This is a genomic window from Burkholderia plantarii (assembly GCF_001411805.1).
Taxonomy (GTDB): domain Bacteria; phylum Pseudomonadota; class Gammaproteobacteria; order Burkholderiales; family Burkholderiaceae; genus Burkholderia; species Burkholderia plantarii.
This window is the reverse complement of sequence record NZ_CP007212.1, coordinates 1817449-1842342: the sequence shown is the minus strand read 5'-3', so window position 1 is coordinate 1842342 and position 24894 is coordinate 1817449. Positions and strand designations below refer to the sequence as shown.

The following is a 24894-nucleotide window of genomic DNA, read 5'->3' as shown; positions in this document are numbered from 1 at the left end:
CGACTCGCGTGCGTGCCCGGCGGCGCACCGGCTGTCGGCACGCTCGCCGCCCGCGGCGCGATTCGCGCGGGCCGTATGGATCAGGACACGGCGCGAGCGGTGCCCGGTCCTTTAAAACTGATGAAAGAAACTGGCGGCGAAACTGAACGCCTGGCTGACATTGTTACTGAGATCCGTGGCGACATACCCGGCCACACCTGCGATCGCACCCACGATCAACCCGTATTCGATCGCGGTCGTCCCTGCTTCTTCGGCAAGGAAACGCCCCAACAAAACCTTCATTCTTTCAACCCCGTAGTCCGTAATCGACTTAATTTATGTGGCCATCATACCTCGCATAAATGTCGAGAAAATTCTCGCGCGCCGGTATTTTGCTCGCTTGGCACCGATACAACGGAATCCTGAGCATCCCATCCGGCACTTATCCGATGAAAGCCAGACAAAGCGCGAAATCGGCGCAATTCAAGCGCAAAGGAGACGGACTGGTCCCACCACTACACGGCGCGTGCGCGCGGTTTCACTCATACGTCCGTTTGAATCGGCGCGTTTGAATCGACGCGCGGCGTCGCCCGCGCCTCGCTTGGCCATCGCGTTCCGCCGCGTCGCAGCAGAGCGCCCCGCTGTTTGGTGCCGCTTCTCTACGCGGCCTATGCCAGACTTCAAAATGACAGTCAGACAAGTCGAACGCCACGACACCTCGGGCCGGCGAGCCTGCCGCGCCATGGCCCGAACGACAGGGAGACGACCAACATGCGGAAAATCGCGTCGCGTGCCGGCGGCACGCGCCTCGCTCGCGTGCGCCCATGGCACGGGCTGGCGCGGATGCCGGCCCTGCTGGTGCTCGCCGCGTCGCTGTGCGGTGCCGGCTGCGCGGACCCGGCGGCCCATGCCGGCACCGATGCCGGCGGCACGGTCCCGAAGCTCGAACGCGACAAGGCCGTGCAATTGCAGCGCGAGCAGCAGGCAGCGCGCACGGTCCCCTCGCTCGCGGCGATCCGGCTCGCGCAGCCGCGCCCCGTCACGCTGCGCGACTCCGGTCAGAACGGCTCGATCACGCTGCTGCGCGACGTCGATTTCCGCGTGGTCGGCGATCTCGGCTTCTACGTCCATCAGTTGTCCGCCACGCTCGTACCGGCCCGCGCCGGGGCGCCGGTCGTGTTCGACGATCCGTCGAGCTTCGGCATCGACGTGCATCGCGGCATCGTCACGCTCGACGACGCCAAGCTGACCGCCGTGTTCGACCGCTACCTGTTCGGCTATCGCAACGCACCGCTGCGCAGGCTGCGGGTGTCGGCCGGCGACGGCGAGATCCACCTGACGGGCGAGATGCAGCGCGGCGGCTGGGTGCCGTTCGCGCTGACGGGCAAGCTGTCGGTGCGTGGCGGCAGCGAGCTGGTGTTCCATCCGACCGCGATCCGGGTCCAGGGCCTCGACGCGAATCCCGTGATGCGCGCCGCGAACGTCAGGATGTCGGACCTGCTGAGGATCGATACGCCGATCGCGAAACTGGTCGGCGACGATCTGGTGATGCAGGTCGACAGGCTGATGCCGCCGCCGCGCCTGAAGCTGACCGTGGTGGCGCTGCGGATCACGCCGGCCGGCCTCGACCTCGCGTTCGACGACGGCACACAGGCCGGTTTCGCGATGCCCGACGGCGCGCCGCGCCAGGCGATGCTGATTCGCGGCGGCGACGTGAAGTTCATGCGCTCGATGCCGATGAACGCCGACATTTTGATCGGCCCCGCGCCCGCCGCGCCCGACGGCGCACCGTTCGTGTTCGACCTCTATCACTACCGCGAGCAGGTCTCGGCCGGCTACTTCAACTTCGCGCCGAGCGGTGCGATGACGATTCGGATTCCTTCCTATTTGGGCACCACGCCGCCTGTCGATGCACTCGGCTCGGCCGGCGCGCGTCTGAACGACAGCTTCGCCGACGCACAGCAGGCGGCGCTGCGCGAGGCACGGCGGCGCTGGTTCGCGGACGCGCTCGCCGGCAGCGCCGCGGCCCCCGCGCCCGCCGACGAGCGCCACGTCTCCGACCGCGCGACCACGATCCAGCTGCGCAACGTCGATTTCTACCTCACCGGCAACATCGGTTTCCACGTCGACCAGCTCGATGCCAGGATGGTGCCGCGCCACCCCGGCGAGCCGGTCGATCTCGACGATCCGAACCAGTACGAGATCCGCATCCTCGGCGGTTCGGTGCTCGAATCGTGGCCGGCCATGAACGCGCTGTTCAACGACTATCTGCTCGATTACACGCCGCGCGCGCTCAACGACCTGAAACTCGCGCCCGACGGCACGCAGCTGCGCGTGACGGGCGGCATCCGGCTCTGGAATCACGTGCCGCCGGGCGTCTGGCTGCCGACCTCGATGACGGGCAGCATCCGCGTACTCGACGGCCGCCACCTCGCCTATACGCCGTCGCAGGTGTCGGTGCTCGGCGTGCCGCAGGCGAAACTGCTGCATGCGCTCGGCATCGAGCTCGCGTCGCTGACGCCGCTGCGCCGGCGCGGCGCCGAACTGAAGGGCGACTCGCTGGTGCTCGATCAGTACACCGTGTTCCCGCCGCCCGTGTTGAACGGGCAGCTCGCCGAGACGCACGTCGAGCCGGGCGGGCTGCGGCTCACGTTCCACCGCGCGAGCGACGCGCCGCCGCTGCCGAGGCCGGCCGCCGGAACCGCGACGAGCTACATCTGGATGGAAGGCGGCGACATGAAGATGTTCAACGTGCTCGAAACCAACCTGCGTGCGCTGATCGAGAACACCGCGCAGCCGGGGCCGATGCGCTTCGACCTGTACGGCTATCGCGAGCAGGTCTCGAAGGGCTCGGTGCGGATGGCGGCCGACGGCACGCTGCTCGTCGATCTCGGCAAGGCCGATCCGCTCGCCGCCCCGTGAGCAAAGCGCGCGCGCACAAGCAATCGGCCCGCGAGGCGTCATGCACCTGGCGGGCCGATCGGGTCATGCGCGCGCGGCATCGGACGCCGCGCGTGGAACATCGCTTCATGGCTTGTGGCCGAGTCCGTCGATCACGTCGAGCAGCGCGCGCCGCAGCTGATCGACGTCGACGCCGGCGGCCGGCGCCTCGTCCGCGGCAGCAACCGCGGCGGCCGAAAACAGTTCCTCCTGCGTCTCGCCCGGCGCGGCCCGATCCGCGCCGGGCGAATCGAGCCGGTTGCGCGCGCCGTTGATCGTGAAGCCCTGCTCATAGAGCAGTTCGCGAATCCGCCGGATCAACAGCACTTCGTGGTGCTGGTAATAGCGCCGGTTGCCGCGGCGCTTCACCGGGCGCAGCTGCGTAAACTCCTGCTCCCAATAGCGCAGCACGTGCGGCTTCACACCGCACAACTCGCTGACTTCGCCGATCGTGAAGTAGCGCTTCGCGGGAATCGGGGGCAACACGACTTTCTCAACCGTCGATGTCATCGTCAGTCAACCGTCGTTAAGGGGCGCGGCGGCCGCGCGGCGGAAAACGGCGTATCCGTCAGCGGGGGATCGGCGTGTCGGAGCCGTTCTCGACGAGCGCCTTGAGCTTCTGGCTCGCATGGAACGTGACGACGCGGCGCGCGGCGATCGGAATCGCCTCGCCCGTCTTCGGATTGCGCCCCGGACGCTGCGGCTTGTCGCGCAACTGGAAGTTGCCGAAACCCGACAGCTTCACGCTTTCGCCGTTTTCGAGCGCGTCGCGGATCACCTCGAAGAACGCCTCGACCATGTCTTTCGCTTCGCGCTTGTTGAGCCCAACGCTGTCGAACAACAGCTCGGCCAGCTCCGCCTTCGTCAGCGTCGGCGTCTCGCCGGACGGTGCCGGCGCGACGTCGCGGTTCAGGGCGCTGCGCTGCGCCGTCAGGAGGGCTTCGAATTCACTCGAGTTCATGTCGTTCATATCTGCAAAACTTGCGCATTATCCCTGGACAAAACTGGCCGGAACCTGATGCGTTCCGGCCGGCCTCGCGTGTCAGCCGCGCAACCGCGCGCCGCACCCACGCAGGCTGTCGACGAGGGCCTGGATCGCCAGATCGACCACTTCGTCCTGCAGCGTCCCGGCGGGATCCTGCAAGGTGACGCGGAACGCCAGGCTTTTCTCATGCGCGGCGAGACCACCGGAAGTATTTGATTTTGCACGAAATTCGTCAAAGAGTACAACCTTCTGGACGAACTTGCATGCGTCACCGGCGAGCGCGCTCCGCATCGCGTCGAACAGCGCCTGCGCCTCGACCCCCTGATCGACGACCACGGCGATATCACGACGTACCGGCGGGAATTTCGACACGTCGGTCGGCACCGGCAGCGCGCGCGCGATCAGCGCGTCGGTATCGATCTCGAACATCACGGGCGCGTGCGGCAGCTCATATTGCTGCATCAGGCGCGGGTGCAGTTCGCCGATCCAGCCGACCGCGCGGCCGTCGAGCTCGATGCGCGCGCTGCGGCCCGGATGCAGCGCCGGATGCTCGGCCTTCACGAAACGCGCCACCGCCGGCGCGAGCAGCGCCTCGATGTCACCCTTCACGTCGAAGAAATCGACCTGGCGCGTGGGCGCGCCCCATTGCTCCTCGAGCAGCGGGCCGTAGGCGAGCGCGCCGACGCGCTTCGGCTGCGCGTAGCCCTCGACCGTCAGCTCACCGGCCGCGATCGCCGGATCGGCCAGGAACACGCGGCCGGCCTCGAACACGCGCACGCGGTCCGCGCGGCGGTTCAGGTTGTGGCGCAGCACGTTGACGAGGCTGCCGAACAGCGTGGTGCGCATCACCGACAGCTGGCTCGCGATCGGGTTGAGCAGGCGCACCGGATTCGTGTTGCCGGCGAAGTCGCGCTCCCAGTCGGCGTCGACGAAGCTGAAGTTGACCGTCTCGGCGTAATCGCGCGCGGCGAGCGCATGGCGGACCGTGTGGATCGAGCGCTGCGTCTCGTTGGTGGCGCGCATCTCGCTCGTCGCCACCGGCGGACGCGCCGGGATCTTCTCGAATCCGTAAATACGCGCGACTTCCTCGATCAGGTCTTCCTCGATCTCGATGTCGAAGCGATGCGGCGGCGGCGTGACCAGGAAGGTGTCGCCGTCGCGCTCGAAGCCCAGGCCGAGACGCGTGAAGATGTCGGCGATCTCGTCGGCGCCGATCGCCACGCCGATGATGCGGTTCGCGCGCGCCACGCGCATCGCGACCGGCGCGCGCGACGGCAGGTTCACCGCCTGGTCGTCGACCGGGCCGGCCCGGCCGCCGCAGATCTCGAGGATCAGTTGCGTGATGCGTTCGAGATGCTCGACGGTGGTCGAATAATCGACGCCGCGCTCGAAGCGGTGGCCCGCGTCGGTCGCGAAGTTGTACTTGCGCGAGCGGCCGCGGATGCTGTCGGGCCACCAGAACGCCGCTTCGAGGTAGATATTGGTGGTGTCGAGCGTGACGGCCGTGCTGTCGCCGCCCATGATGCCGGCCAGGCTCTCGACCTGCCCTTCGTCGGCGATCACGCCGACCGTCTCGTCGAGCTCGACCGTGTTGCCGTTCAGCAGCTTCAGCGTTTCGCCGCGCTTGCCCCAGCGCACGTCGATCGCGCCGTGGATCTTGTCGAGATCGAACACGTGCGACGGGCGGCCGAGCTCGAACATCACGTAGTTCGAGATGTCGACCAGCGCCGACACGCTGCGCTGCCCCGAGCGCGCGAGGCGCTCGACCATCCATTGCGGCGTCTTCGCGCGCGCATTCACGCCGCGAATCACGCGGCCCGAGAAGCGGCCGCACAGATCCGGCGCGGAGATCCGCACCGGCAGCGTTTCGCTCAGCTCGATCGCGACCGGCGCGAACGCGACGGCCTTCAGCGGCGCGCCCGTGATCGCGGCGGTCTCGCGCGCGATGCCGTACACCGACAGGCAGTCGGCCTTGTTCGGCGTCAGCTTGATTTCGAAGATCGTGTCGTCGAGGTTCAGCACCTCGCGAATGTCGCGGCCGATCGGCGTGTCCTCGGGCAGGATCATCAGGCCGCTGTGATCGTCGGACAGCTTCAGCTCGCGCGCCGAGCAGAGCATGCCCTGGCTTTCGACGCCGCGCAGCTTCGACAGCCGGATCAGGAACGGCTCGCCGCCTTCCTCGGCGGGCGGCAGTTCCGCGCCGACCAGCGCGACCGGTACCTTGATGCCCGGTGCGACGTTCGGCGCGCCGCAGACGATGTTCAGCGTCGTGCCCGTGCCGGCATCGACCTGGCAGACGTTCAGCTTGTCCGCGTCCGGATGCTTGACCACTTCGAGGACGCGGCCTGCGACGATGCGCGAGGTCGGAGGCGCGGCCGGGCGCAGCGACTCGACTTCGAGCCCGGCCATCGTCAGCGCGTGCGACAGCTCGTCAGTCGTCAGTTGCGGATCGACAAAGGTTCTCAACCAGGATTCAGGGAATTGCATGAGTGTCTACGTTCGAAACAGGTTAGATCGATACCGCGGGGCGCGCGGCGAGGCGCCCGCTCGGGGCGCGCCGCGCGGCGGGTCACGCGAACTGGCGCAGGAAGCGCAGATCGTTCTCGAAGAACAGACGCAGGTCCTGCACGCCGTAGCGCAGCATCGTGAGCCGTTCGAGACCGCTGCCGAACGCAAAACCGATATAGCGCTCCGGGTCGAGACCCATGTTGCGGATCACCGTCGGGTGGACCTGGCCGGAGCCCGAGATCTCGAGCCACCTGCCGGCGTTCCTGCCGTGCTCGAACATCATGTCGATCTCGGCCGACGGCTCGGTGAACGGGAAATACGAGGGGCGGAAGCGCACGAGGATGTCGTCGCGCTCGAAGAATTTCTTCAGGAAATCGGTGTAGACGCCCTTCAGGTCCGCGAAGCTGACGTTCTCGTCGATCCACAGGCCTTCGACCTGGTTGAACATCGGCGAGTGCGTCGCGTCGCTGTCGACGCGATAGGTGCGGCCCGGGGCGATCACCTTGATCGGCGGCCGGTTCATGCGCGCGTAGCGCACCTGCATCGGGCTGGTGTGCGTGCGCAGCAGCAGCTGGCGGCCGTCGGCATCCTTGCCGTCGACGTAGAAGGTGTCCTGCATCGAGCGCGCCGGATGGTTCTCCGGGCTGTTCAATGCGGTGAAGTTGTACCAGTCGGTTTCGATCTCGGGACCATCGGCGACATCGAAGCCGATCGAGCGGAAGATCTGCTCGACACGCTCCCAGGTGCGCATCACCGGGTGCAGGCTGCCCGCGCCGGCGCCGCGACCCGGCAGCGTCACGTCGATCGCCTCGGAAGCGAGACGCTGGTTCAGCAGCGCGTCGGCGAGCGCCTGGCGGCGCGCCGTCAGGGCGCCTTCCACCTGCTGCTTCGCGACATTGATGCGCGCGCCTTCGGTCTTGCGCGTGTCGGGATCGAGTTTGCCGAGCCCTTTCAACAGCTCGGTCAGCGCGCCCGATTTGCCGAGAAAGCGAGCCTTCTCGTTTTCGAGCGTGGTGATATCGGCAGCCTGTTCGAAGGCCTGCTTCGCGTCAGCGACAATCTGGTCCAGATCCATTGATCCCATCATTTCCAACGTCAATCGTTCTCGGGGAGCGAATCGCTCGATCCAACAAAAACGGGGCTCGGATGAGCCCCGTTTTCGCTGCAGCGGCCGAGACTACCGGAGCTTCGCTGCAACTGACCACGCAGTGCTAATTTCGCAATTAGGCTGCAACGGCGGCTTTCACCTGCTTGACGATCGCGGCAAAAGCAGCCTTGTCGAACACCGCCATATCGGCCAGCACCTTGCGGTCGAGTTCGATCGACGCCTTCTTCAGGCCGTTGATGAACACGCTGTACGTCATGTCGTGCTGACGAACCGCGGCGTTGATACGCGTGATCCACAGTGCGCGGAACACACGCTTCTTGTTGCGGCGGTCGCGATAGGCGTACTGGCCGGCGCGCATCACCGCCTGCTTGGCGATGCGGTAGACGTTATTGCGGCGACCGCGATAACCCTTGGCCAGGTTGATGATCTTCTTGTGGCGGGCCCGTGCGGTTACCCCACGTTTGACTCGAGGCATGTTTCTCTCCTTGGAGTATCAGTTAGGGTTACGCGAACGGCAGCATTGCGCGGACGGAGTTCAGATCGGAATCATGAACTGCCGTGGCGCCGCGCAGGTGGCGCTTGTTCTTCGTGGTTTTCTTGGTCAGGATGTGACGCTTGAAGGCTTGACCGCGCTTGACGGTACCGCCCGGACGCACCACGAAGCGCTTTGCGGCGCTCTTCTTGGTCTTCATCTTAGGCATGACGAACAACTCCAGTTTATTAGATGGAGATGGGTGTGCGGCTGGCTTTCGCCCTGGCTCCGCCCTTTGAAACCCAGTCCACTTGTGTACGGCGCCGCTTGCGCGGACGCCGTCGGTTGGCACGCCGCCCTTGAGGGGCGTGGCGCCGAACTGCGTGGATGCCGCCGCGCATCACGCGGCGGCATCGCGATTACTTCTTCTTCTTCGGAGCGAGCACCATGATCATCTGGCGCCCTTCCATCTTCGGCATCTGCTCGACCTGACCGACTTCGTCGAGATCGGTGCGCAGGCGTTCGAGCATGCGCATGCCGATTTCCTGGTGAGCCATTTCGCGGCCGCGGAAACGCAACGTGATCTTTGTCTTGTCGCCTTCCTCGAGGAAGCGCACCAGATTGCGAAGCTTGACGTTGTAATCGCCATCGTCGGTACCCGGGCGGAACTTCACTTCCTTGACCTGGATGACCTTCTGCTTCAGCTTCGCTTCGTGCTGCTTCTTGGACTCCTGGTACTTGAACTTGCCGTAGTCCATCAGACGGCAAACGGGGGGAACGGCCTGCGGCGCGATTTCCACCAGATCAACATCCAGTTCTTCCGATTTACGGAAGGCATCGGCGAGTTTCACGATGCCGATGGGCTCCCCATCGACTCCGACCAGACGCACTTCCGGCGCGTTGATTTCACCGTTGATGCGATGCGACGACTTATCAGTAGCGATGTTACGTTTCCTCTAAAAATTAAAAAAACGAGCCGCGCTGCCAGGGCGGTTACTTGAACGCCCGCAGATCCTGCTGCAGGCGCTCAACGAAGGCTTCGGCCGGCATTACGCCAAGGTCGACGCCGCCACGGGCACGCACGGCTACCGTTTGTGCTTCACGCTCCTTGTCACCGACAACCAGCAGGTACGGGACTTTCTCGAGCGTATGCTCGCGTATTTTATAGCTAATCTTCTCGTTGCGCAAATCGGCCTCCACCCTAAGCCCTTGTTTTTGCAAAGATTGGGCTAAAGACCTCGCATAATCGACCTGGCTTTCCGCAATATTCATCACGACGACCTGCACCGGAGCGAGCCAGGCGGGCATCGCGCCGGCATGGTGCTCGATCAGAATCCCGAGGAAACGCTCCATCGAACCGACGATCGCGCGGTGCAGCATGACCGGCCGGCGGCGGCCGTTGTCCTCGGCGACGTACTCGGCGCCAAGGCGCTCCGGCAGCACCATGTCGAGCTGCAGCGTGCCACATTGCCACGACCGGCCGAGCGCGTCCTTGATGTGGTACTCGATCTTCGGGCCGTAGAACGCGCCTTCACCCGGCAGTTCTTCCCACTCGAGCCCGCAGGCGGTCAGCGCGTCGCGCAGCCCTTGCTCGGCACGGTCCCAGGTTTCGTCGGTGCCGGCGCGCTGCTCCGGGCGCAGCGACAGCTTGATCGCGATCTGATCGAACCCGAAATCCTTGTAGACGCTCATCGCGAGTTCGTTGAACGCGATCGACTCGGCGATGAACTGATCCTCGGTGCAGAAGATGTGCGCATCGTCCTGCACGAAGCCGCGCACGCGCATCAGGCCGTGCAGCGCGCCCGACGCCTCGTTGCGGTGGCACGAGCCGAATTCCGCGTAGCGCAGCGGCAGGTCGCGATACGAGCGCAGGCCGTGATTGAACACCTGCACGTGACCGGGGCAGTTCATCGGCTTGATCGCGTAGTCGCGCTTCTCCGACTCGGTCGTGAACATGTTCTCGCGATAGTTCTGCCAGTGGCCCGATGCCTCCCAGAGCGAACGGTCCATGATCATCGGCGTCTTGATCTCGAGATAGCCGGCGTCGTTGACGCGGCGGCGCATGTACTGCTCGACCTGCTGCCAGAGCGTCCAGCCCTTCGGATGCCAGAACACCATGCCCGGCGACTCTTCCTGCATGTGGAACAGGTCGAGCTGCTTGGCGAGCTTGCGGTGGTCGCGCTTCTCCGCCTCCTCGAGCATGTGCAGGTAGGCGTCCTGGTCTTCCTTCTTCGTCCAGGCAGTGCCGTAGATGCGCTGCAACTGCTCGTTCTTCGAGTCGCCGCGCCAGTAGGCGCCGGCCACCTTCATCAGCTTGAACACCTTCAGCTTGCCGGTGGACGGCACGTGCGGGCCGCGGCACAGGTCGGTGAAGCCGCCGTGCGAATAAAGCTTGATCTCGTCGCTCGACGGAATCGATTCGATGATCTCGGCCTTGTACTTCTCGCCGATGCTGCGGAAGTAGTCCACCGCCTCGGCGCGCGAGACGACGCGCCGCGACACCGGCTCGTCCTTCTTCGCGAGTTCCTGCATGCGCTTCTCGATCTTCTCGAGATCTTCCGGCGTAAACGGCCGGCTGTACGAGAAGTCGTAGTAGAAACCGTTGTCGATCACCGGCCCGATCGTCACCTGCGCCTCGGGGTACAGCTCCTTGACCGCGTAGGCAAGCAGGTGGGCCGCGGAGTGGCGGATGATGTCGAGGCCGTCGGCATCCTTGTCGGTCACGATCGCGAGCGACGCGTCGTGATCGATCAGCGCGGACGTGTCGACGAGTTCGCCGTCGAGCTTGCCGCCGAGCGCGGCCTTGGCGAGACCGGGGCCGATCGAGGCAGCCACTTCGGCAACGGTCACCGGATGCTCGTACTGTCGCACTGAGCCGTCGGGCAGGCGTATCGAAACCATAAGGGCACTCTCCGTGATGCCGACCGGAAGCGGCAGGCAATGCGTTGAAAAACGACCAAAAAAAATGCGGCCCCGCTTTCGAGGGGCCGCATTCTGATGCATCCGAACTACTGGCGAACAGGTTCCTCGACTAGCGTCGTTCCGAAGTGGTTTCGGTCAACGTTCGCGGCGTCATAACCGTATTCGCCCTTTTGAGTTTGAGTAGAAGTGCCTACTGCCGCTCCAGCGCGCCGCGCCGGAGCCGATGTCGTTGGTAGGCTCGATTGGATTCGAACCAACGACCCCCACCATGTCAAGGTGGTGCTCTAACCAACTGAGCTACGAGCCTGAAGAAACACGATTATATGGACCTTTTTCAGATGTGACAAGCGCTTTGTGCAGCGCGGGAAACGGTCCGGGGCTGATGCACCCCGCGCGCTGTCTTCGCCTCGCGGGGCCGATCGCGACGCGCTCAGGTCTTGCGCGTCGCGCGCACCACGCCGGCCACCTCGCCGAGCAGCGTGCAGGCGCGCTGCACCTGAGCCGAATTCGACACCTCGACCGTGAACTGCATGACGGCCGCGTTGCGCCGGCTCTGCGTCTTCACGCCGATCACGTTCATCTTCTCGCGCGCGAACACTTCGGAGATGTCGCGCAGCAGCCCTTGCCGGTCGCTCGCATCGATCATCAGGTCGACCGGATAGACCGACGCGCCGCGTCCACCCAGCACGTCGGCGGACCAGGTGGTCTGCAGCACGCGCTCGGGAGCGCGCTCGGCCATGCGCTGGAACATCGCGCAGTCGCTGCGATGGATCGACATGCCCTTGCCGCGCGTGACGAAGCCGCTGATCGGATCGGGCGGCGCCGGCCGGCAGCAGCGCGCGAGCTGCGTGAGCAGCGCGTCGACGCCGACCACCAGCACGCCCGTCGAGGCCCCGTGCGCGACGCTCGAACCGCTGCTGCGCTTCTCGAACTGCTCCGGCACTTCCGCTTCGGGCTCGGGCGGCGGCGCGTCGGACAGCGCGTGTTCGACGTGGCGCAGACTGAACTCTTCCTTGCCGACCGCGGCGAACAGCTCCTCCGGCGCCTTGAAGCCGAGCTTCGCCGCGAGGCTTTCGAGGTTCACCGAGGTCTTGCCCTCGCGCTGCAGCGTCTTTTCGACGAGCGCGCGCCCGCGCGTGATGATTTCCTGCTGGTCGACGAGGTTGAACCAGGCGCGCACCTTTTGGCGCGCGCGGCCGCTCTGCAGGTAGCCGAGTTGCGGGTTGAGCCAGTCGCGCGACGGGCCGCCCTCCTTCACGGCGACGATCTCGACCGTCTGGCCGTTCGCGAGCGGCGTGTTGAGCGGCACCATCGCGCCGTCCACGCGCGCGCCGCGGCAGCGGTGGCCCAGCTCGCTGTGCAGGTGGAAGGCGAAATCGACGGGCGTCGCGCCGTGCGGCAGCGCGATCACGCGCGCCTGCGGAGTCAGCACGTAGATGTGGTCGTCGTCGAGCGAGGTCTCACGCAGCTGGGCCCAGGCCTCGTTGCCGGCCTCGGCGGCCGCACCGTCGGACACCTCGTCCTTCCAGGCCAGCAGCTGCCGCAACCAGGCGATCTTCTCGTCGTACTTGTCGCCGGCCGAAAACTGGCCGCCGTAACCGCGCGCGCCGGCCTCCTTGTAGCGCCAGTGCGCGGCCACGCCGTATTCGGCGAAGCGGTGCATCTCCTGGGTGCGGATCTGGACCTCGAACGCGCGGCCGTCGTCGCCGATCACGACGGTGTGCAGCGATTTGTAGCCGTTCGGCTTGGGCCGCGAGATGTAGTCGTCGAACTCGCGCGGCACCGGCTGCCACAGATGATGGACGATGCCGAGCACCGCGTAGCAATCCTTGATGTCGGGCACGATCACGCGGAAGGCCCGCACGTCGTAGAGCTCGGAAAAGTCGAGCTCCTTGCCGCGCATCTTGCGCCAGATGCTGTAGATGTGTTTCGGCCGGCCGCTGACCTCGGCCTGGATCTGCGCCGCGGCGAGCTCCTGCTCGAGCCGCGCGATCGCATGCGTGACGTAGGCCTCGCGCTCGACGCGTTTCTCGTCGAGCAGCTTCGCGATGCGCTTGTAGGTGACCGGATCCTCGAAGCGGAACGCGAGATCCTCGAGCTCCCACTTCAGCTGCCAGATGCCGAGCCGGTTCGCGAGCGGCGCGTAGATGTCGAGCGTCTCGCGCGCCACGTCGGGCGGCGGCTGCAGCCTGGCGGCCGCGTAGTAGCGCAGCGACTGCAGCCGCGAGGCGAGCCGGATCACCACCACGCGGATGTCCTGCGCGAACGCGAGCAGCATCTTGCGAAGCGCCTCGATCTGCGCGCGGCGCTCGGCCTGCGCGTCACGGCTGCCGTCGCTCGCCTGGCGCGCCGCGATCAGGCTGACGGAGCCGAGCTTCAGCAGCTTGCGCGTGTCGGCCACCAGCTTCGCGACTTCCTCGCCGAAGCGCTGCGTGATTTCGGCGTCGGGATCGTGCAGATGCGGCGTCAGCGCGAACAGCGCGGCGGCCTGCACCGCATGCGGATCGACGTTGAGCGTGCGCATGATCGCGACGATGCCGGCCGCGTGATCGACGAGCCGCTCGCCCGACGGCTGCAGCGCGTCGCCGGCGTGCTCGCGGACGAACGCGAGCACGTCGTCGAACGCGGGCGACACGGGAGCGGCGGAATCGACGTTCATGGGCGGGCGGGGATCGGGATCAGCGCAGTATCAATTTGGAATCGGCGCGCTCAGGCCTTCTGCGCGGCGACCACCACCACTTCCACGAGGCAGGCCGGGTTCGCGAGCTTGGCCTCGACGGTCGCGCGCGGCGGCGTGGCGCCCTGCACGACCCAGCCTTCCCACACTTCGTTCATGCCGGCGAAGTTCGCCATGTCGGTGATGTAGATCTGCACCGACAGCAGGTTCGCCTTGTCGCTGTTGACTTCGGCGAGCAGGCGGTCGATGTGGCCCAGCACTTCCCGCGTCTGGCCCTTGATGTCCTGGGCGGTGTCCTCGGCGATCTGGCCGGCCAGGTAGACCGTGCCGTTGTAGACCGCGGTTTCGGAAAGACGGGGACCGACGTGATGACGAATGACTGCCATGGAAATTCCCGGAAAGAAAGGTTGGAAAACGGCGGGTTGGAAAACGGCGCGCGGCGAGCTTCGCGGCGCGGCCGAACTGCATATTATGACGCGTCTTCGACGAAAAATTGGCGGGCAATCGTAATCTGTGCCGGATCGAGGAAGGCCGGCGCATGCCCGACGCCGGGAATCTCGACACCCGACACGGCCCGGCCACGCGCCTTCATCTCGGCGAAGGTGGCCGCCGAGAGCAGGTCCGATTCGGCCCCGCGCACCACCAGCAGCGGCCCCGCGAACGCTTCGAGCGAATGCCACAGAATCGCCTCTCCGGCCACGATCTGCTCGGGCGTGGTGGCCGTGAACGGCTCGGCGATGCGCGGGTCGTAGCGCACGCGCCAGCCGCCCGCCGGGTCCTCGCGCAGCAGCGGCCGGTTGATCTCGCGCCAGTCGTCGGCCGTCAGCGGCCCGAACGTGGCGGCCAGCGCCGCGAGATGATCGACGCCCGCCTGCTCCGACGCGTAATGGGTGTCGCGGCCGAGGTAGTCGCCGATCCGCGCGAGCGAGCCGGGCTCGATGCGCGGCCCGACGTCGTTGATCAGCATCTTCGCGATCGGCGTGTCGGGCAGGCCGCCAAGCACCATGCCGATCAGCCCGCCCATCGAGGTGCCGAACCAGTCGACGCGCTCGACGTCGAGCCGCGCGATCAGCGTGACCATATCGGATACATATTGCGGCAAACCGTAGAGGCGCGGATCGGCGAGCCAGCCGGAACGGCCGCGTCCGGCCACGTCGGGACAGATCACGCGGTAGCGGTCGGCGAGCGCTGCCGCGAGACGGTCGAAATCGCGACCCGAGCGCGTCAGGCCGTGGACGCAGACCAGCACGCGCGGATTGGCGGGGTCGCCCCACTCGGTGTAGGCGATCCGGTGGAGACCCGCCGGGCTCGCGCACTGCACTTGGCGTTCGCGCGGCGCGGCGGAAGGGGAAGACTGGAGGGAATCGGGCATCGACGCGTCCTCGCGTTGAGCCGGCCCGGAGCCGGCGGACCGGCGGGCCAGGACAGCCCGCGCACAGACGCGATCGATTGTAATCCGCTTCGCCGGGCGGCGGCGGCGGCGCGACCGCGCGCGCCGGCGCCGCCGCCCCGGCTACATCAGGAGACGGCGCTGACGTCGAGCGGCACGCCCGTCTTCGCCGTGATTTCCTCGACGCTGACGCCGTCGGCCAGCTCGACGAGCTTGAGGCCGGCATCGGTGACCTCGATCACGCCGAGATCGGTGACGATGATGTCGACCACGCCCACGCCGGTGAGCGGCAGCGTGCATTGGTCGAGGATCTTGTGCTGGTCGCCCTTCGCGACGTGCTCCATCAGCACCACCACGCGCTTGACGCCGGCGACCAGGTCCATCGCGCCGCCCATGCCCTTGATCATCTTGCCCGGGATCATCCAGTTCGCGAGGTCGCCGCTCTTGCTGACCTGCATCGCGCCGAGGATCGCGAGGTTGATGTGGCCGCCGCGAATCATCGCGAACGAATCGGCCGACGAGAAGAACGACGAGCCGGGCAGCGTCGTCACGGTCTGCTTGCCGGCGTTGATCAGGTCGGCATCGATCTCGTCCTCGGTCGGCGACGGCCCGATGCCGAGCAGCCCGTTCTCCGATTGCAGCCAGACCTCCATGCCGGCCGGCACGTGGTTCGCGACGAGCGTCGGCAAACCGATGCCGAGATTCACGTAGAAGCCGTCCTGCAGTTCCCGCGCCGCGCGCGCGGCCATCTGGTCACGATTCCAGGCCATCTCAGTCTCCTTTCGCGCGCACGACGCGTTGTTCGATGCGTTTTTCCGGGTTGGCGTTCAGCACCAGGCGCTGAACGAAGATGCCCGGCGTGTGGACGTGGTCCGGATCGAGTTCGCCGTTCTCGACGATCTCCTCGACCTCGGCCACCGTGACGCGACCCGACATCGCGCACATCGGGTTGAAGTTACGCGCGGTGCGGCGGTAGATCAGGTTGCCCGACTTGTCGGCCTTCCAGGCCTTGACGAGCGCGACGTCGGCCACCAGCGACTGCTCCAGCACGTAGTGCTTGTCGCCGAACTGGCGGGTTTCCTTGCCTTCGGCGATCACGGTGCCGTAGCCGGTGTTGGTGAAGAACGCCGGGATGCCGGCACCGCCGGCGCGCAGCTTCTCGGCCAGCGTGCCCTGCGGCGTGAATTCGAGCTCGAGTTCGCCGGCCAGGTACTGGCGCTCGAACTCCTTGTTCTCGCCGACGTAGGACGAGATCATCTTCTTGATCTGCCGCGTTTCCAGCAGCACCCCGAGTCCGAAGCCGTCCACGCCCGCGTTGTTGCTGATGCAGGTGATGCCCTTGACGCCCGAATCGCGCAGGGCCGCGATCAACGCCTCCGGGATCCCGCACAGGCCGAAGCCGCCGACCGCGAACATCTGGCCGTCCGCGACGACGCCCTCGAGCGCGGCGGCCGCGCTTGGGTAGATCTTGTTCATGTTTCTGTCCCTTCCTCTATGGAAACCAGTCGAACCGGTTCGCGACGCGCGGCGAACCGGTTCGCGCCATTCTAGTCACGCGCGGACGACCGCGCGCTGACGCGGCGCCTCACCCGGCGGCGTGATTTTGATTTGCTGGAAAGGGTACGATGCCGGGCCGATGCGGCACAATACGCAAAAATACATAAGCATTGACCGCCATCCGCAACGATGCGCGCCCGGAGCCCGACACCGCCTCATGCCCGAACTCGATTACCAGACTGCCTTCCACCTCGCGCCGATCGGCCTCGTGCTGTCGCGCGACCGCGTGATCGAGGATTGCAACGACGCGCTCGCGGCGATGTTCCGCTGCCGCCGCGAGGATCTGACCGGCCAGTCGTACCGCGTGCTGTACCCGTCGCCGGACGAATTCCAGCGCATCGGCGAGCGGATCACGAAAGTGATGGGGATGACGGGCAGCTACGCGGACGACCGCATCATGAAACGCGCCGACGGCGAGCTGTTCTGGTGCCATGTGACGGGGCGCGCGCTCGACCGCGCCGCGCCGCTCGCCGCCGGCATCTGGACTTTCGAGGATTTGAGCGCGACGCGCCGCGTGGCCGTGGAGCTGACGCCGCGCGAGCGCGAGATCGCCGCGCAGCTCGCCACCGGCAAGACCAGCAAGCAGATCGGCCGCGTGCTCGAGATCAGCTCCCGCACCGTCGACATCTATCGCGCGCGGCTGATGCGCAAGTACGGCACCGGCAACACGGCCGAGCTGATGCAACGGCTGCTCGGCCAGTAGGCCGCGGGCGCGGCGCACCGGCCGGGGCCAGTCAGGCGACGCGGGATGAACGGCGAGGCGCCCCCGCCGCCGCTTACTCGACGCGCTGGCGCAGCGCCGTCTCGATCGTCTCGCGCAGCAGATCGGGCAGCGGCACCGACTTGCCAAGCGCATAGTCGACCCAGACGCAGCGCGCGGCGCCGCGCGCGTAGAGCTGGGTCGGATCGTCGGCGCGGCTCAGCTCGAAACCGGTGTCGAAGCTGCTGCGGCCCGGCCTGGCCGCCGTCATGCGCGCGATCACGTCGCCCGGGTAATGCAGCTGCTTCAGGAATTCCATCGACGCGGTGACGATCACCGGCCCCTGGCTCTCGCCGTTGCCGCCGGCGATGCCCAGCTGCTCGAACCAGGAGATCCGCGCCTGCTCCATGTAGCGGAAATAGACCGTGTTGTTGACATGGCCGAACGCGTCCATGTCGCCCCAGCGGATCGGCATCGACATTTCGAAAACGGGAACGTACTCGCTCATCGCACTCTTCTTCCAACGGACAACCCAACAGACAACCGCTTCATGCGAGCCCGAATCCGTCGTCGGCCGAGATGATCGAACCGTTGACGAACTGGGACTCGTCGGCCGCCAGCAGCAGGAGCAGGCCGTCGAGATCCTGCGGTTTGCCGACCCGGCGCCGCGGCAGCATCGACTGCAGCTTCTGGCCCTGCTCGGTTTCCCACAGGTAATGATTGATCTCGGTGTCGATGTAGCCGGGGCAGATCGCGTTCACGTTGATGCCGTGGCGCCCCCACTCGCTGGCCATCGCACGCGTCATATGCACCACGGCTGCCTTGCTCATCGAATACAGGCCGATCTGCGGCAGCACCCGCAGGCCCGCCACCGAGGCGATGTTGATGATGCGGTACGGCGGCTTGCCGTGCCCGTTGCCGCGCATCATCATCCGCTTCGCCACCTCCTGCGCGACGAAAAACGCGCCGCGCGTGTTGGTGTCGAACACGTAGGAGAAATCCTCGGGCGTCACGTCGACGAGCTTCTGCATCGTCGAGACGCCCGAATTGTTGACGAGGATGTCGATCGTGCCGGCCTCCGTCTCCGCGTGCGCGACCGCCGCGCGGATGCTCTGCGGGTCCGTCACGTCAAGCGCCACCACGTGCGCGGCGCCGCCCGCGGCCTCGATCTGCGCGCGCAGTTCCTTCAGGCGCTCGACGCGGCGGCTCGCCAGCACGATCTTCGCACCCGCCTCCGACAGCACCTGCGCGAAGCGCTGGCCGAGCCCGCTCGAGGCGCCCGTCACCATCGCCACCTTGCCTTCCAGATTGATCGAACGACCCATCACCACTCCTTCACCGGTTGGCCCGGCACGCCGTTTGCTGCCGGACAGGAACCCTATCACATAAATAGAACGATCGTGCTAATGTTGGCGCATTCGGTTGCGGCAACCGTTTCGTTTGGCCGACAATACGCTCCCAATTAAAAAGCATTCTAACGGTTAGAGGAACGCCAATGACCCCCGCAAGCCTCATCGAGCAGTACGGCCCCCGAGAATCGATGGAATATGACGTCGTGATCGTCGGCGGCGGCCCGGCCGGGCTGTCGGCGGCGATCCGCCTGAAGCAGCTGGCTGCCGACAAGGGCGGCGAGATCAACGTCTGCGTGCTCGAGAAAGGCTCCGAGATCGGCGCGCACATCCTGTCGGGCGCCGTGATGGACCCGCGCGCGATCAACGAACTGTTCCCCGACTGGAAGGAAAAAGGCGCGCCGCTCGAGGTGGAGGTCAGCGAGGACCGGTTCCTGTTCCTGAGCGAGACCGGCGCGCGGGCGGTGCCGAACTGGGCGCTCCCGGACAACTTCAAGAATCACGGCAACTACGTGGTGAGCCTCGGCAACGTCACGCGCTGGCTGGGTCAGCAGGCCGAGGCGCTCGGCGTCGAGATCTTCCCCGGCTTCCCGGCCGCCGAGATCCTCTACCACGAGGACGGCTCGGTGAAGGGCGTGGCCACCGGCAACCTCGGGATCGGCAAGAACGGCGAGCCGACCGAGAATTTCCAGCTCGGCATGGAGCTGCACGCGAAATACACGCTGTTCGCCGAAGGCTGCCGCGGCCATCTCGGCCGGCAGCTGATGGACCGGTTCCAGCTGAACGCGAACTGCGATCCGCAGGCCTACGGGATCGGCATCAAGGAACTGTGGGAAATCGATCCGGCGAAGCACAAGCCGGGCCTGGTGATCCACACCGCCGGCTGGCCGCTCGCCTCGGACACCTACGGCGGCTCGTTCCTCTATCACCTCGACAACAACCAGGTGGTGGTCGGCTTCGTGCTCGGGCTCGGCTACACGAATCCGTACCTGTCGCCGTTCGAGGAGTTCCAGCGCTACAAGACGCATCCGGAAATCCGCCGCTTCCTCGAGGGCGGCAAGCGCGTGTCCTACGGCGCGCGCGCGATCACGGCCGGCGGCCTGATGTCCCTGCCGAAGACGGTGTTCCCGGGCGGCGCGCTGGTGGGCGACGACGCCGGCTTCCTCAACGCCTCGCGCATCAAGGGCAGCCACGCCGCGATCAAGACCGGCATGCTGGCCGCCGAGGCCGCGTTCGACGCGGTGCAGGCCGGCCGCGAGCGCGACGAACTCAGCGCCTATCCGGAAGCGTTCAAGCAGTCGTGGCTGCACACCGAACTCTACAAGGCGCGCAACTTCAAGCAGTGGATGGCCAAGGGGCTCTATCTCGGCACGCTGATGGTCGGCGTCGAGCAGAAGCTGTTCGGCGGCAACGTGCCGTGGACGCTGCACCACCAGCACGCCGATCACGAGATGCTGAAGCCGGCCTCGCAATGCACGCCGATCGTCTATCCGAAGCCGGACGGCAAGCTGACCTTCGACCGGCTCTCGTCGGTGTTCATCTCGAACACCAACCACGAGGAGAACCAGCCGGCCCATCTGACGCTGAAGGACCCGAGCGTGCCGGTCAACGTGAACCTGCACACCTACGCGGGGCCGGAGGCGCGCTTCTGCCCGGCCGCCGTCTACGAGTTCGCGAAGAACGAGGACGGCACCGACCGCCTCGTGATCAACGCGCAGAATTGCGTGCACTGCAAGACCTGCGATATCAAGGACCCGACCCAGAACATCGTCTGGGTCACGCCGGAAGGCGGCGGCGGTCCGAACTATCCGAACATGTGAGGCCGGGCCGCCGCGTATCGGCGGCCGCCGCGTGAAAAAAAGGGCATCGCGCCGACGCGATGCCCTTTTTCTCGTGCGCTGCCTGGCGCCACCGCCGGCCTCGCGGCGAGCGCTTTACGTTACGGCGCGCTCGCGGCGACCCGCGGCGTGGCGGTCTCGACGTCGCCGCATTGCGCGCGGTGGCGCAGCGCGTGGTCGATCAGCACCAGCGCCAGCATCGATTCGGCGATCGGCGTGGCGCGGATGCCGACGCACGGATCGTGGCGCCCGAACGTCTCGACGATGGCGGCCTCGCCGCCCTTCGTGATCGAGCGGCGCGGCGTGCGAATGCTCGAGGTCGGCTTGATCGCGATCGACACGGTCAGGTCCTGGCCCGTCGAGATGCCGCCGAGGATGCCGCCCGCGTGATTGCCGACGAAACCCTGCGGGGTCAGCTCGTCGCCGTGCTCGGAGCCGCGCTGCGCGATGCTCGCGAAACCGGCGCCGATCTCGACGCCCTTCACCGCGTTGATCGCCATCATGGCGTGTGCGATGTCGGCGTCGAGCCGGTCGTAGAGCGGCTCGCCCCAGCCCACCGGCACACCGGAGGCCACCACGTCGATGCGCGCGCCGATCGAATCGCCGTCCTTGCGCAGCGCGTCCATGTATTCCTCGAGCTGCGGGACGATCCCGGCGTTCGGCGCGAAGAACGGGTTCTCGCGCACGTGCGCCCAGTCGACGAACGGCACCTCGATCTCGCCGAGCGCGCTCATGCAGCCGCGCACCTCGATGCCGAAGCGCTCGCGCAGCCACTTCTTCGCCACCGCGCCCGCACCGACGATCGGCGCCGTCAGCCGCGCCGACGAACGGCCGCCGCCGCGGTAGTCGCGGATGCCGTACTTCTGCCAGTAGGTGTAGTCGGCGTGGCCGGGGCGGAAGGTCTCGACGATGTTGCCGTAGTCCTTGCTGCGCTGGTCGGTGTTGCGGATCAGCAGCGCGATCGGCGTGCCGGTGGTGCGCCCCTCGAACACGCCGGACAGGATCTCGACCGCGTCGGGCTCCTGGCGCTGCGTGACGTGGCGCGACGTGCCCGGCTTGCGGCGGTCGAGCTCGAGCTGGATGTCGGCTTCCGTCAGCTCCATTCCCGGCGGGCAGCCGTCGATCACGCAGCCGATCCCGGGGCCGTGCGATTCGCCGAAAGTCGTGACAGTGAAAAGCTTTCCGAGGGTATTGCCGGACATGGGGAGCCGTTCCAGAGAGAATGTCAGGGAAAACGCCATTATGCCAGCGGCCCCGCCGGTCGCGGATAACGCTATGCCGCCGCTATCAACATTGCCAGCGCGGGCCGCGCCGCCCGGCCCGCCTACTTGCGCAGGCCGCGCAACTCGGCCACCACCTGCTGCAGCCGCTCCGGCGTGGCCGCCGAGGCCGCGACCGGCTCGCCGACCGCGAGCGTGAGCCGGCTCATCGCGCCCTTGCGCAGCGGCCGCGGCCAGCGCGCGTCGTCGTGGCGCGAGAGCCAGCTGCCCCACAGCCCGCGCAGTGCCAGCGGCACGACCGGCACCTCGACGCGACGCAGGATCTCGCTCATGCCGTGGTGGAACGTACTCACCTCGCCCGTCCTCGTCAGCTTGCCTTCGGGGAAGAGGCAGACCAGGTCGCCCGCCTTCAGCGCGGCCTCGCAGGCGTCGTAGGCGCGCGCGAGCATCTGCGGATCCTCGTGGCGCGGCGCGATCGGGATCGCCTTCGCATGGCGGAATGCCCAGCGCGCGAACGGCGTCGCGAAGATCCGGTGGTCCATCACGAAGCGGATCGGTCGCGGGCTCGCCGCGGCGATCACCAGCGCGTCCACGTAGCTGACGTGGTTGCAGACCAGCAGCGCCGCCGTGCCGTCGGGAATCCGCTCGGCATGCACGAGCCGGATCCGGTAGAAGGTGTGGACCAGCGCCCAGGCGATGAAGCGCAGCAGGAACTCCGGCACCAGCGCATAGATGTAGCTGGCCACCATCACGTTGAGCAGCGCCGTGACGAGGAACAGCCCCGGGATGCCGACGCCGAGCTTCGTCAGCACCATCGCCATCACGGCCGAGACCACCATGAACAGCGAATTGAGGATGTTGTTGGCGGCGATGATGCGCGCGCGGTGGGTGGGCGCGCTGCGGCTCTGGATCAGCGCGTAGAGCGGCACGCTGTAGAGGCCGCCGGACATCGAGAGCAGGAACAGGTCGGCCAGCACGCGCCAGTGCGGGGCGCGCGCGAGAAACTCGCCGACCGAGAGCAGATGCGCCTGCGCGGGCAGCGCGTGGCTCGCGAAGTAGAGATCGATCGCGAACACGCTGATGCCAATCGAACCGAGCGGCACCAGGCCGATCTCGACGCGCCGCCGCGACAGCCGCTCGCAGAACATCGAACCGAGCCCGATGCCGATCGAGAACGTCGCGAGCAGCACCGTGACCACGTCGGGGCTCGCCGACAGCACGTCCTTCGCGAACGAAAAGAACGAGGTGAGGAAGGTCGCGCCGACGAACCACAGCCACGAGATGCCGAGCAGGCTCAGAAACACGGTGCGGTCCTGTCCGGCCAGCTTCAGGTTGCGCCAGGTTTCCGACACCGGGTTCCAGTTGATCACGAGGCCTGGCTGCGGGGCCGGCGTCGCGGGCACCGCCGACGAGACCAGCCGGCCGAGCAGCGCGATGGCCACGCAGGCCCCCGCGAGCAGCAGTTCGCCGCGCCCGTCGATGCCGGCCGCCGCGCCGCCGATGATGGTGCCGATCAGGATCGCCACGAACGTGCCCATCTCGACGAGCCCGTTGCCGCCCACCAGTTCGTGGTCGTTCAGGTGCTGCGGCAGGTACGAATACTTGATCGGGCCGAACAGCGTCGAATGCATCCCCATCATGAACGTGCAGAGATAGAGCAGCGACGCGGCGTGCGTGACGAAGCCGGCCGCGCCCACCAGCATCAGCGCGATCTCGAAGGTCTTCACGAAGCGCGTGAGCCGCGCCTTGTCGTACTTGTCGGCAATCTGGCCGGAGGTGGCCGAGAACAGCACGAACGGCAGGATGAACACCGCCGAGATCAGGAACGCGGCCGTCTTCGCGTCGACGCCGCCGAACTTCGCGGTCTGGAACGTGATCAGCGAGGTGAAGCCGATCTTGAACACGTTGTCGTTGAGCGCGCCGAGGAACTGCGTGGCGAAGAACGGCGCGAAGCGACGCTGGCCGAGCAGGTCGAACTGCGAGGCATGCGCGCGGCGCGCGGCACGGCGGGAAGTCGGAGTGGTCGTGGAATCGCTCATGCGCTCGGCGCGCGCAGCAGCGGCACCGCCCGCGCGATCAGTGTCGGATCGAAAACGGCCGGCGCGCGTTCGCGGTCCGGCCGTGGCAAGGTGGGCGGCCCGTGGCGCGCCCCCGGAAAGCAAACCGCCCGTGGACCGGGCGGTAGCGTCAGTTGGCGACGGGCTTGTGGTGGACTTCGCCGTCCGGCTCGGGCGGCCAGTCGCGAATGTAGGCCTTCAGCATGCGGTTCTCGAAGCTCTGCGCCTCGACCACCGTCTTCGCGACGTCGTAGAACGAAATCACGCCCATCAGCACGCGCTTGTCGAGCACCGGCATGTAGCGCGCGTGGCGCTCGAGCATCATACGGCGCACTTCGTTCACGTCGGTCTCCGGCGTGCAGGTGAGCGGATCGTCCATCACCTTGCGCACCTGCACGTCGCCGATCGCGCCACCGTTCGCCTTCAGGCGCATGATGATCTCGCGGAAGGTCAGGATCCCGACCAGGTCGCCGTACTCCATCACGACGAGCGAGCCGATGTCGTGCTCGGCCATCGCGTCGACTGCCTCGCGCAGCGGCGTATCGGGCGTCACCGTGAACAGCGTGTTGCCCTTGACTTTCAGAATATCGCTGACGCGCATTCTTGCCCCCAAAACTGGATGGTACTCAACCGGCTTCCGATCCTATCGGAAACCCCATCAAAAGGAAAGCGCGCGCCGCCGCCGGGCAAGCCCCGCGCGGCCCCGCCACGGGCGCCTCGCGCGGGGCATCCGCGGCTTGCGGCGCGGCGCGCCCCGCCGCACAATGAACGCTGATCAGGGCGGCCATCCGGCCCCGGGGGAGACGGCGATGACAGACTCCACGCATACCGAGCAGTTTTCGAGCTTCTCGCAGTTCTATCCGTTCTACCTGAGCGAGCACCGCCATCCGGTGTCGCGGCGCCTGCATTTCGTCGGCTCGCTGGGCGTGATCGGCTGCCTCGCGATGGCGATCGCCACCGGCCGCTGGGGCTGGCTGCCGGCCGCCGTCGTGTGCGGCTACGCGTTCGCCTGGGTCGGCCATTTCGGCTTCGAGAAGAACCGCCCCGCCACGTTCCGCCATCCGGTCTACAGCCTGATGGGTGACTGGGTGATGTTCAAGGACATCTGCCTGGGGAAGATCCGGCTGTAAGGCCCGGACGTTCGCGCCGGGCGTGCCGGCTCCGGCTTTCATTGCGTGACGGGTCCACCAAC

At 66.7% G+C, this 24894-nt stretch carries 22 protein-coding genes, 1 tRNA gene and 1 pseudogene; 4 read left to right on the top strand and 20 right to left on the bottom strand.

Annotated elements, in window-relative coordinates; all coding sequences use genetic code 11:
* Window positions 1-111: 111 nt before the first annotated feature.
* On the bottom strand, window positions 112-282 hold the full coding sequence (locus bpln_RS07860) for a Flp family type IVb pilin (protein WP_042624693.1): 171 nt from the start codon (window positions 280-282) through the stop codon (window positions 112-114).
* 468 nt (window positions 283-750) lie between these two features.
* On the opposite strand from bpln_RS07860, the gene bpln_RS07855 reads away from it, so the two are divergent.
* Window positions 751-2901: a hypothetical protein gene (locus bpln_RS07855; RefSeq protein ID WP_082465231.1), complete on the top strand. Its 2151-nt coding sequence runs from the start codon at window positions 751-753 to the stop codon at window positions 2899-2901.
* Window positions 2902-3006: 105 nt separating this feature from the next.
* Here the strand turns inward: bpln_RS07855 and bpln_RS07850 are convergent, their stop codons facing one another.
* From bpln_RS07850 to bpln_RS07785, 14 genes and pseudogenes are all read right to left on the bottom strand, one after another.
* Window positions 3007-3429 (bottom strand): MerR family transcriptional regulator, encoded by a 423-nt coding sequence (locus bpln_RS07850; protein ID WP_055138516.1) that lies wholly within the window; start codon window positions 3427-3429, stop codon window positions 3007-3009.
* A gap of 58 nt (window positions 3430-3487) precedes the next feature.
* Window positions 3488-3889: an integration host factor subunit alpha gene (locus tag bpln_RS07845; RefSeq protein ID WP_042624691.1), complete on the bottom strand. Its 402-nt coding sequence runs from the start codon at window positions 3887-3889 to the stop codon at window positions 3488-3490.
* A 72-nt stretch (window positions 3890-3961) separates the two neighbouring features.
* Window positions 3962-6391 (bottom strand): phenylalanine--tRNA ligase subunit beta, encoded by a 2430-nt coding sequence (pheT, locus tag bpln_RS07840; RefSeq protein WP_042624690.1) that lies wholly within the window; start codon window positions 6389-6391, stop codon window positions 3962-3964.
* 82 nt (window positions 6392-6473) lie between these two features.
* On the bottom strand, window positions 6474-7487 hold the full coding sequence (gene pheS / locus bpln_RS07835) for a phenylalanine--tRNA ligase subunit alpha (RefSeq protein ID WP_042624689.1): 1014 nt from the start codon (window positions 7485-7487) through the stop codon (window positions 6474-6476).
* A 148-nt stretch (window positions 7488-7635) separates the two neighbouring features.
* On the bottom strand, window positions 7636-7995 hold the full coding sequence (gene rplT / locus bpln_RS07830) for a 50S ribosomal protein L20 (RefSeq protein WP_004192938.1): 360 nt from the start codon (window positions 7993-7995) through the stop codon (window positions 7636-7638).
* Between the two features lie 28 nt (window positions 7996-8023).
* Entirely contained in the window at window positions 8024-8221 is a 198-nt protein-coding gene (rpmI, locus tag bpln_RS07825; protein ID WP_004191477.1) for a 50S ribosomal protein L35, read from the bottom strand.
* A 190-nt stretch (window positions 8222-8411) separates the two neighbouring features.
* Window positions 8412-8936: a translation initiation factor IF-3 gene (infC, locus tag bpln_RS07820; RefSeq protein WP_080569308.1), complete on the bottom strand. Its 525-nt coding sequence runs from the start codon at window positions 8934-8936 to the stop codon at window positions 8412-8414.
* A gap of 49 nt (window positions 8937-8985) precedes the next feature.
* Window positions 8986-10893 carry a threonine--tRNA ligase gene (gene thrS / locus bpln_RS07815; protein ID WP_055138515.1) on the bottom strand — a complete coding sequence of 636 codons (1908 nt, stop codon included), beginning with the start codon at window positions 10891-10893 and terminating at the stop codon, window positions 8986-8988.
* Window positions 10894-11144: 251 nt separating this feature from the next.
* Window positions 11145-11221: transfer RNA gene (locus tag bpln_RS07810), tRNA-Val, on the bottom strand.
* A gap of 123 nt (window positions 11222-11344) precedes the next feature.
* Window positions 11345-13573, bottom strand: coding sequence for a RelA/SpoT family protein (locus tag bpln_RS07805; protein ID WP_042624687.1), 2229 nt, complete (start codon window positions 13571-13573; stop codon window positions 11345-11347).
* 50 nt (window positions 13574-13623) lie between these two features.
* A complete protein-coding gene (locus tag bpln_RS07800; protein WP_042624686.1) occupies window positions 13624-13977 on the bottom strand; it encodes a RidA family protein in 354 nt (117 codons plus the stop codon).
* 83 nt (window positions 13978-14060) lie between these two features.
* Window positions 14061-14981, bottom strand: a pseudogene (locus bpln_RS07795) (alpha/beta fold hydrolase); the annotation flags it as partial.
* A gap of 128 nt (window positions 14982-15109) precedes the next feature.
* Window positions 15110-15751 (bottom strand): 3-oxoacid CoA-transferase subunit B, encoded by a 642-nt coding sequence (locus tag bpln_RS07790; protein ID WP_042624684.1) that lies wholly within the window; start codon window positions 15749-15751, stop codon window positions 15110-15112.
* Between the two features lies 1 nt (window position 15752).
* On the bottom strand, window positions 15753-16457 hold the full coding sequence (locus bpln_RS07785) for a CoA transferase subunit A (protein ID WP_042624683.1): 705 nt from the start codon (window positions 16455-16457) through the stop codon (window positions 15753-15755).
* A gap of 238 nt (window positions 16458-16695) precedes the next feature.
* On the opposite strand from bpln_RS07785, the gene bpln_RS07780 reads away from it, so the two are divergent.
* The gene (locus bpln_RS07780; RefSeq protein WP_042624682.1) at window positions 16696-17241 is read left to right on the top strand and encodes a PAS and helix-turn-helix domain-containing protein; all 546 of its coding nucleotides are present in this window, start codon (window positions 16696-16698) and stop codon (window positions 17239-17241) included.
* A 73-nt stretch (window positions 17242-17314) separates the two neighbouring features.
* Here bpln_RS07780 and bpln_RS07775 read toward each other — a convergent pair whose 3' ends face one another.
* Window positions 17315-17746: an acyl-CoA thioesterase gene (locus bpln_RS07775; protein ID WP_042624681.1), complete on the bottom strand. Its 432-nt coding sequence runs from the start codon at window positions 17744-17746 to the stop codon at window positions 17315-17317.
* Window positions 17747-17786: 40 nt separating this feature from the next.
* On the bottom strand, window positions 17787-18563 hold the full coding sequence (locus bpln_RS07770; RefSeq protein WP_042624680.1) for an SDR family oxidoreductase: 777 nt from the start codon (window positions 18561-18563) through the stop codon (window positions 17787-17789).
* A 170-nt stretch (window positions 18564-18733) separates the two neighbouring features.
* On the opposite strand from bpln_RS07770, the gene bpln_RS07765 reads away from it, so the two are divergent.
* Complete coding sequence (locus bpln_RS07765) at window positions 18734-20407, top strand: electron transfer flavoprotein-ubiquinone oxidoreductase (RefSeq protein WP_042624679.1); 1674 nt, start codon at window positions 18734-18736, stop codon at window positions 20405-20407.
* 119 nt (window positions 20408-20526) lie between these two features.
* Here the strand turns inward: bpln_RS07765 and aroC are convergent, their stop codons facing one another.
* The 3 genes from aroC to bpln_RS07750 form a co-directional block, all read right to left on the bottom strand.
* Complete coding sequence (gene aroC / locus bpln_RS07760; RefSeq protein ID WP_055138513.1) at window positions 20527-21627, bottom strand: chorismate synthase; 1101 nt, start codon at window positions 21625-21627, stop codon at window positions 20527-20529.
* Between the two features lie 122 nt (window positions 21628-21749).
* Window positions 21750-23684 carry an MFS transporter gene (locus bpln_RS07755; RefSeq protein WP_055138512.1) on the bottom strand — a complete coding sequence of 645 codons (1935 nt, stop codon included), beginning with the start codon at window positions 23682-23684 and terminating at the stop codon, window positions 21750-21752.
* A 148-nt stretch (window positions 23685-23832) separates the two neighbouring features.
* Complete coding sequence (locus bpln_RS07750) at window positions 23833-24303, bottom strand: CBS domain-containing protein (RefSeq protein WP_042624676.1); 471 nt, start codon at window positions 24301-24303, stop codon at window positions 23833-23835.
* A gap of 208 nt (window positions 24304-24511) precedes the next feature.
* On the opposite strand from bpln_RS07750, the gene bpln_RS07745 reads away from it, so the two are divergent.
* Entirely contained in the window at window positions 24512-24832 is a 321-nt protein-coding gene (locus bpln_RS07745) for an Mpo1-like protein (protein ID WP_055138511.1), read from the top strand.
* The last annotated feature ends 62 nt before the right edge of the window (window positions 24833-24894 follow it).

What these genes read in the sequence shown, in the direction of transcription:
- bpln_RS07860 (WP_042624693.1), bottom strand. Translation starts at nt 282, where the DNA reads ATGAAGGTTTTGTTGGGGCGTTTCCTTGCCGAAGAAGCAGGGACGACC.
- bpln_RS07855 (WP_082465231.1), top strand. Translation starts at nt 751, where the DNA reads ATGCGGAAAATCGCGTCGCGTGCCGGCGGCACGCGCCTCGCTCGCGTG.
- bpln_RS07850 (WP_055138516.1), bottom strand. Translation starts at nt 3,429, where the DNA reads ATGACATCGACGGTTGAGAAAGTCGTGTTGCCCCCGATTCCCGCGAAG.
- bpln_RS07845 (WP_042624691.1), bottom strand. Translation starts at nt 3,889, where the DNA reads ATGAACGACATGAACTCGAGTGAATTCGAAGCCCTCCTGACGGCGCAG.
- pheT (WP_042624690.1), bottom strand. Translation starts at nt 6,391, where the DNA reads ATGCAATTCCCTGAATCCTGGTTGAGAACCTTTGTCGATCCGCAACTG.
- pheS (WP_042624689.1), bottom strand. Translation starts at nt 7,487, where the DNA reads ATGGATCTGGACCAGATTGTCGCTGACGCGAAGCAGGCCTTCGAACAG.
- rplT (WP_004192938.1), bottom strand. Translation starts at nt 7,995, where the DNA reads ATGCCTCGAGTCAAACGTGGGGTAACCGCACGGGCCCGCCACAAGAAG.
- rpmI (WP_004191477.1), bottom strand. Translation starts at nt 8,221, where the DNA reads ATGCCTAAGATGAAGACCAAGAAGAGCGCCGCAAAGCGCTTCGTGGTG.
- thrS (WP_055138515.1), bottom strand. Translation starts at nt 10,893, where the DNA reads ATGGTTTCGATACGCCTGCCCGACGGCTCAGTGCGACAGTACGAGCAT.
- bpln_RS07805 (WP_042624687.1), bottom strand. Translation starts at nt 13,573, where the DNA reads ATGAACGTCGATTCCGCCGCTCCCGTGTCGCCCGCGTTCGACGACGTG.
- bpln_RS07800 (WP_042624686.1), bottom strand. Translation starts at nt 13,977, where the DNA reads ATGGCAGTCATTCGTCATCACGTCGGTCCCCGTCTTTCCGAAACCGCG.
- bpln_RS07790 (WP_042624684.1), bottom strand. Translation starts at nt 15,751, where the DNA reads ATGGCCTGGAATCGTGACCAGATGGCCGCGCGCGCGGCGCGGGAACTG.
- bpln_RS07785 (WP_042624683.1), bottom strand. Translation starts at nt 16,457, where the DNA reads ATGAACAAGATCTACCCAAGCGCGGCCGCCGCGCTCGAGGGCGTCGTC.
- bpln_RS07780 (WP_042624682.1), top strand. Translation starts at nt 16,696, where the DNA reads ATGCCCGAACTCGATTACCAGACTGCCTTCCACCTCGCGCCGATCGGC.
- bpln_RS07775 (WP_042624681.1), bottom strand. Translation starts at nt 17,746, where the DNA reads ATGAGCGAGTACGTTCCCGTTTTCGAAATGTCGATGCCGATCCGCTGG.
- bpln_RS07770 (WP_042624680.1), bottom strand. Translation starts at nt 18,563, where the DNA reads ATGGGTCGTTCGATCAATCTGGAAGGCAAGGTGGCGATGGTGACGGGC.
- bpln_RS07765 (WP_042624679.1), top strand. Translation starts at nt 18,734, where the DNA reads ATGACCCCCGCAAGCCTCATCGAGCAGTACGGCCCCCGAGAATCGATG.
- aroC (WP_055138513.1), bottom strand. Translation starts at nt 21,627, where the DNA reads ATGTCCGGCAATACCCTCGGAAAGCTTTTCACTGTCACGACTTTCGGC.
- bpln_RS07755 (WP_055138512.1), bottom strand. Translation starts at nt 23,684, where the DNA reads ATGAGCGATTCCACGACCACTCCGACTTCCCGCCGTGCCGCGCGCCGC.
- bpln_RS07750 (WP_042624676.1), bottom strand. Translation starts at nt 24,303, where the DNA reads ATGCGCGTCAGCGATATTCTGAAAGTCAAGGGCAACACGCTGTTCACG.
- bpln_RS07745 (WP_055138511.1), top strand. Translation starts at nt 24,512, where the DNA reads ATGACAGACTCCACGCATACCGAGCAGTTTTCGAGCTTCTCGCAGTTC.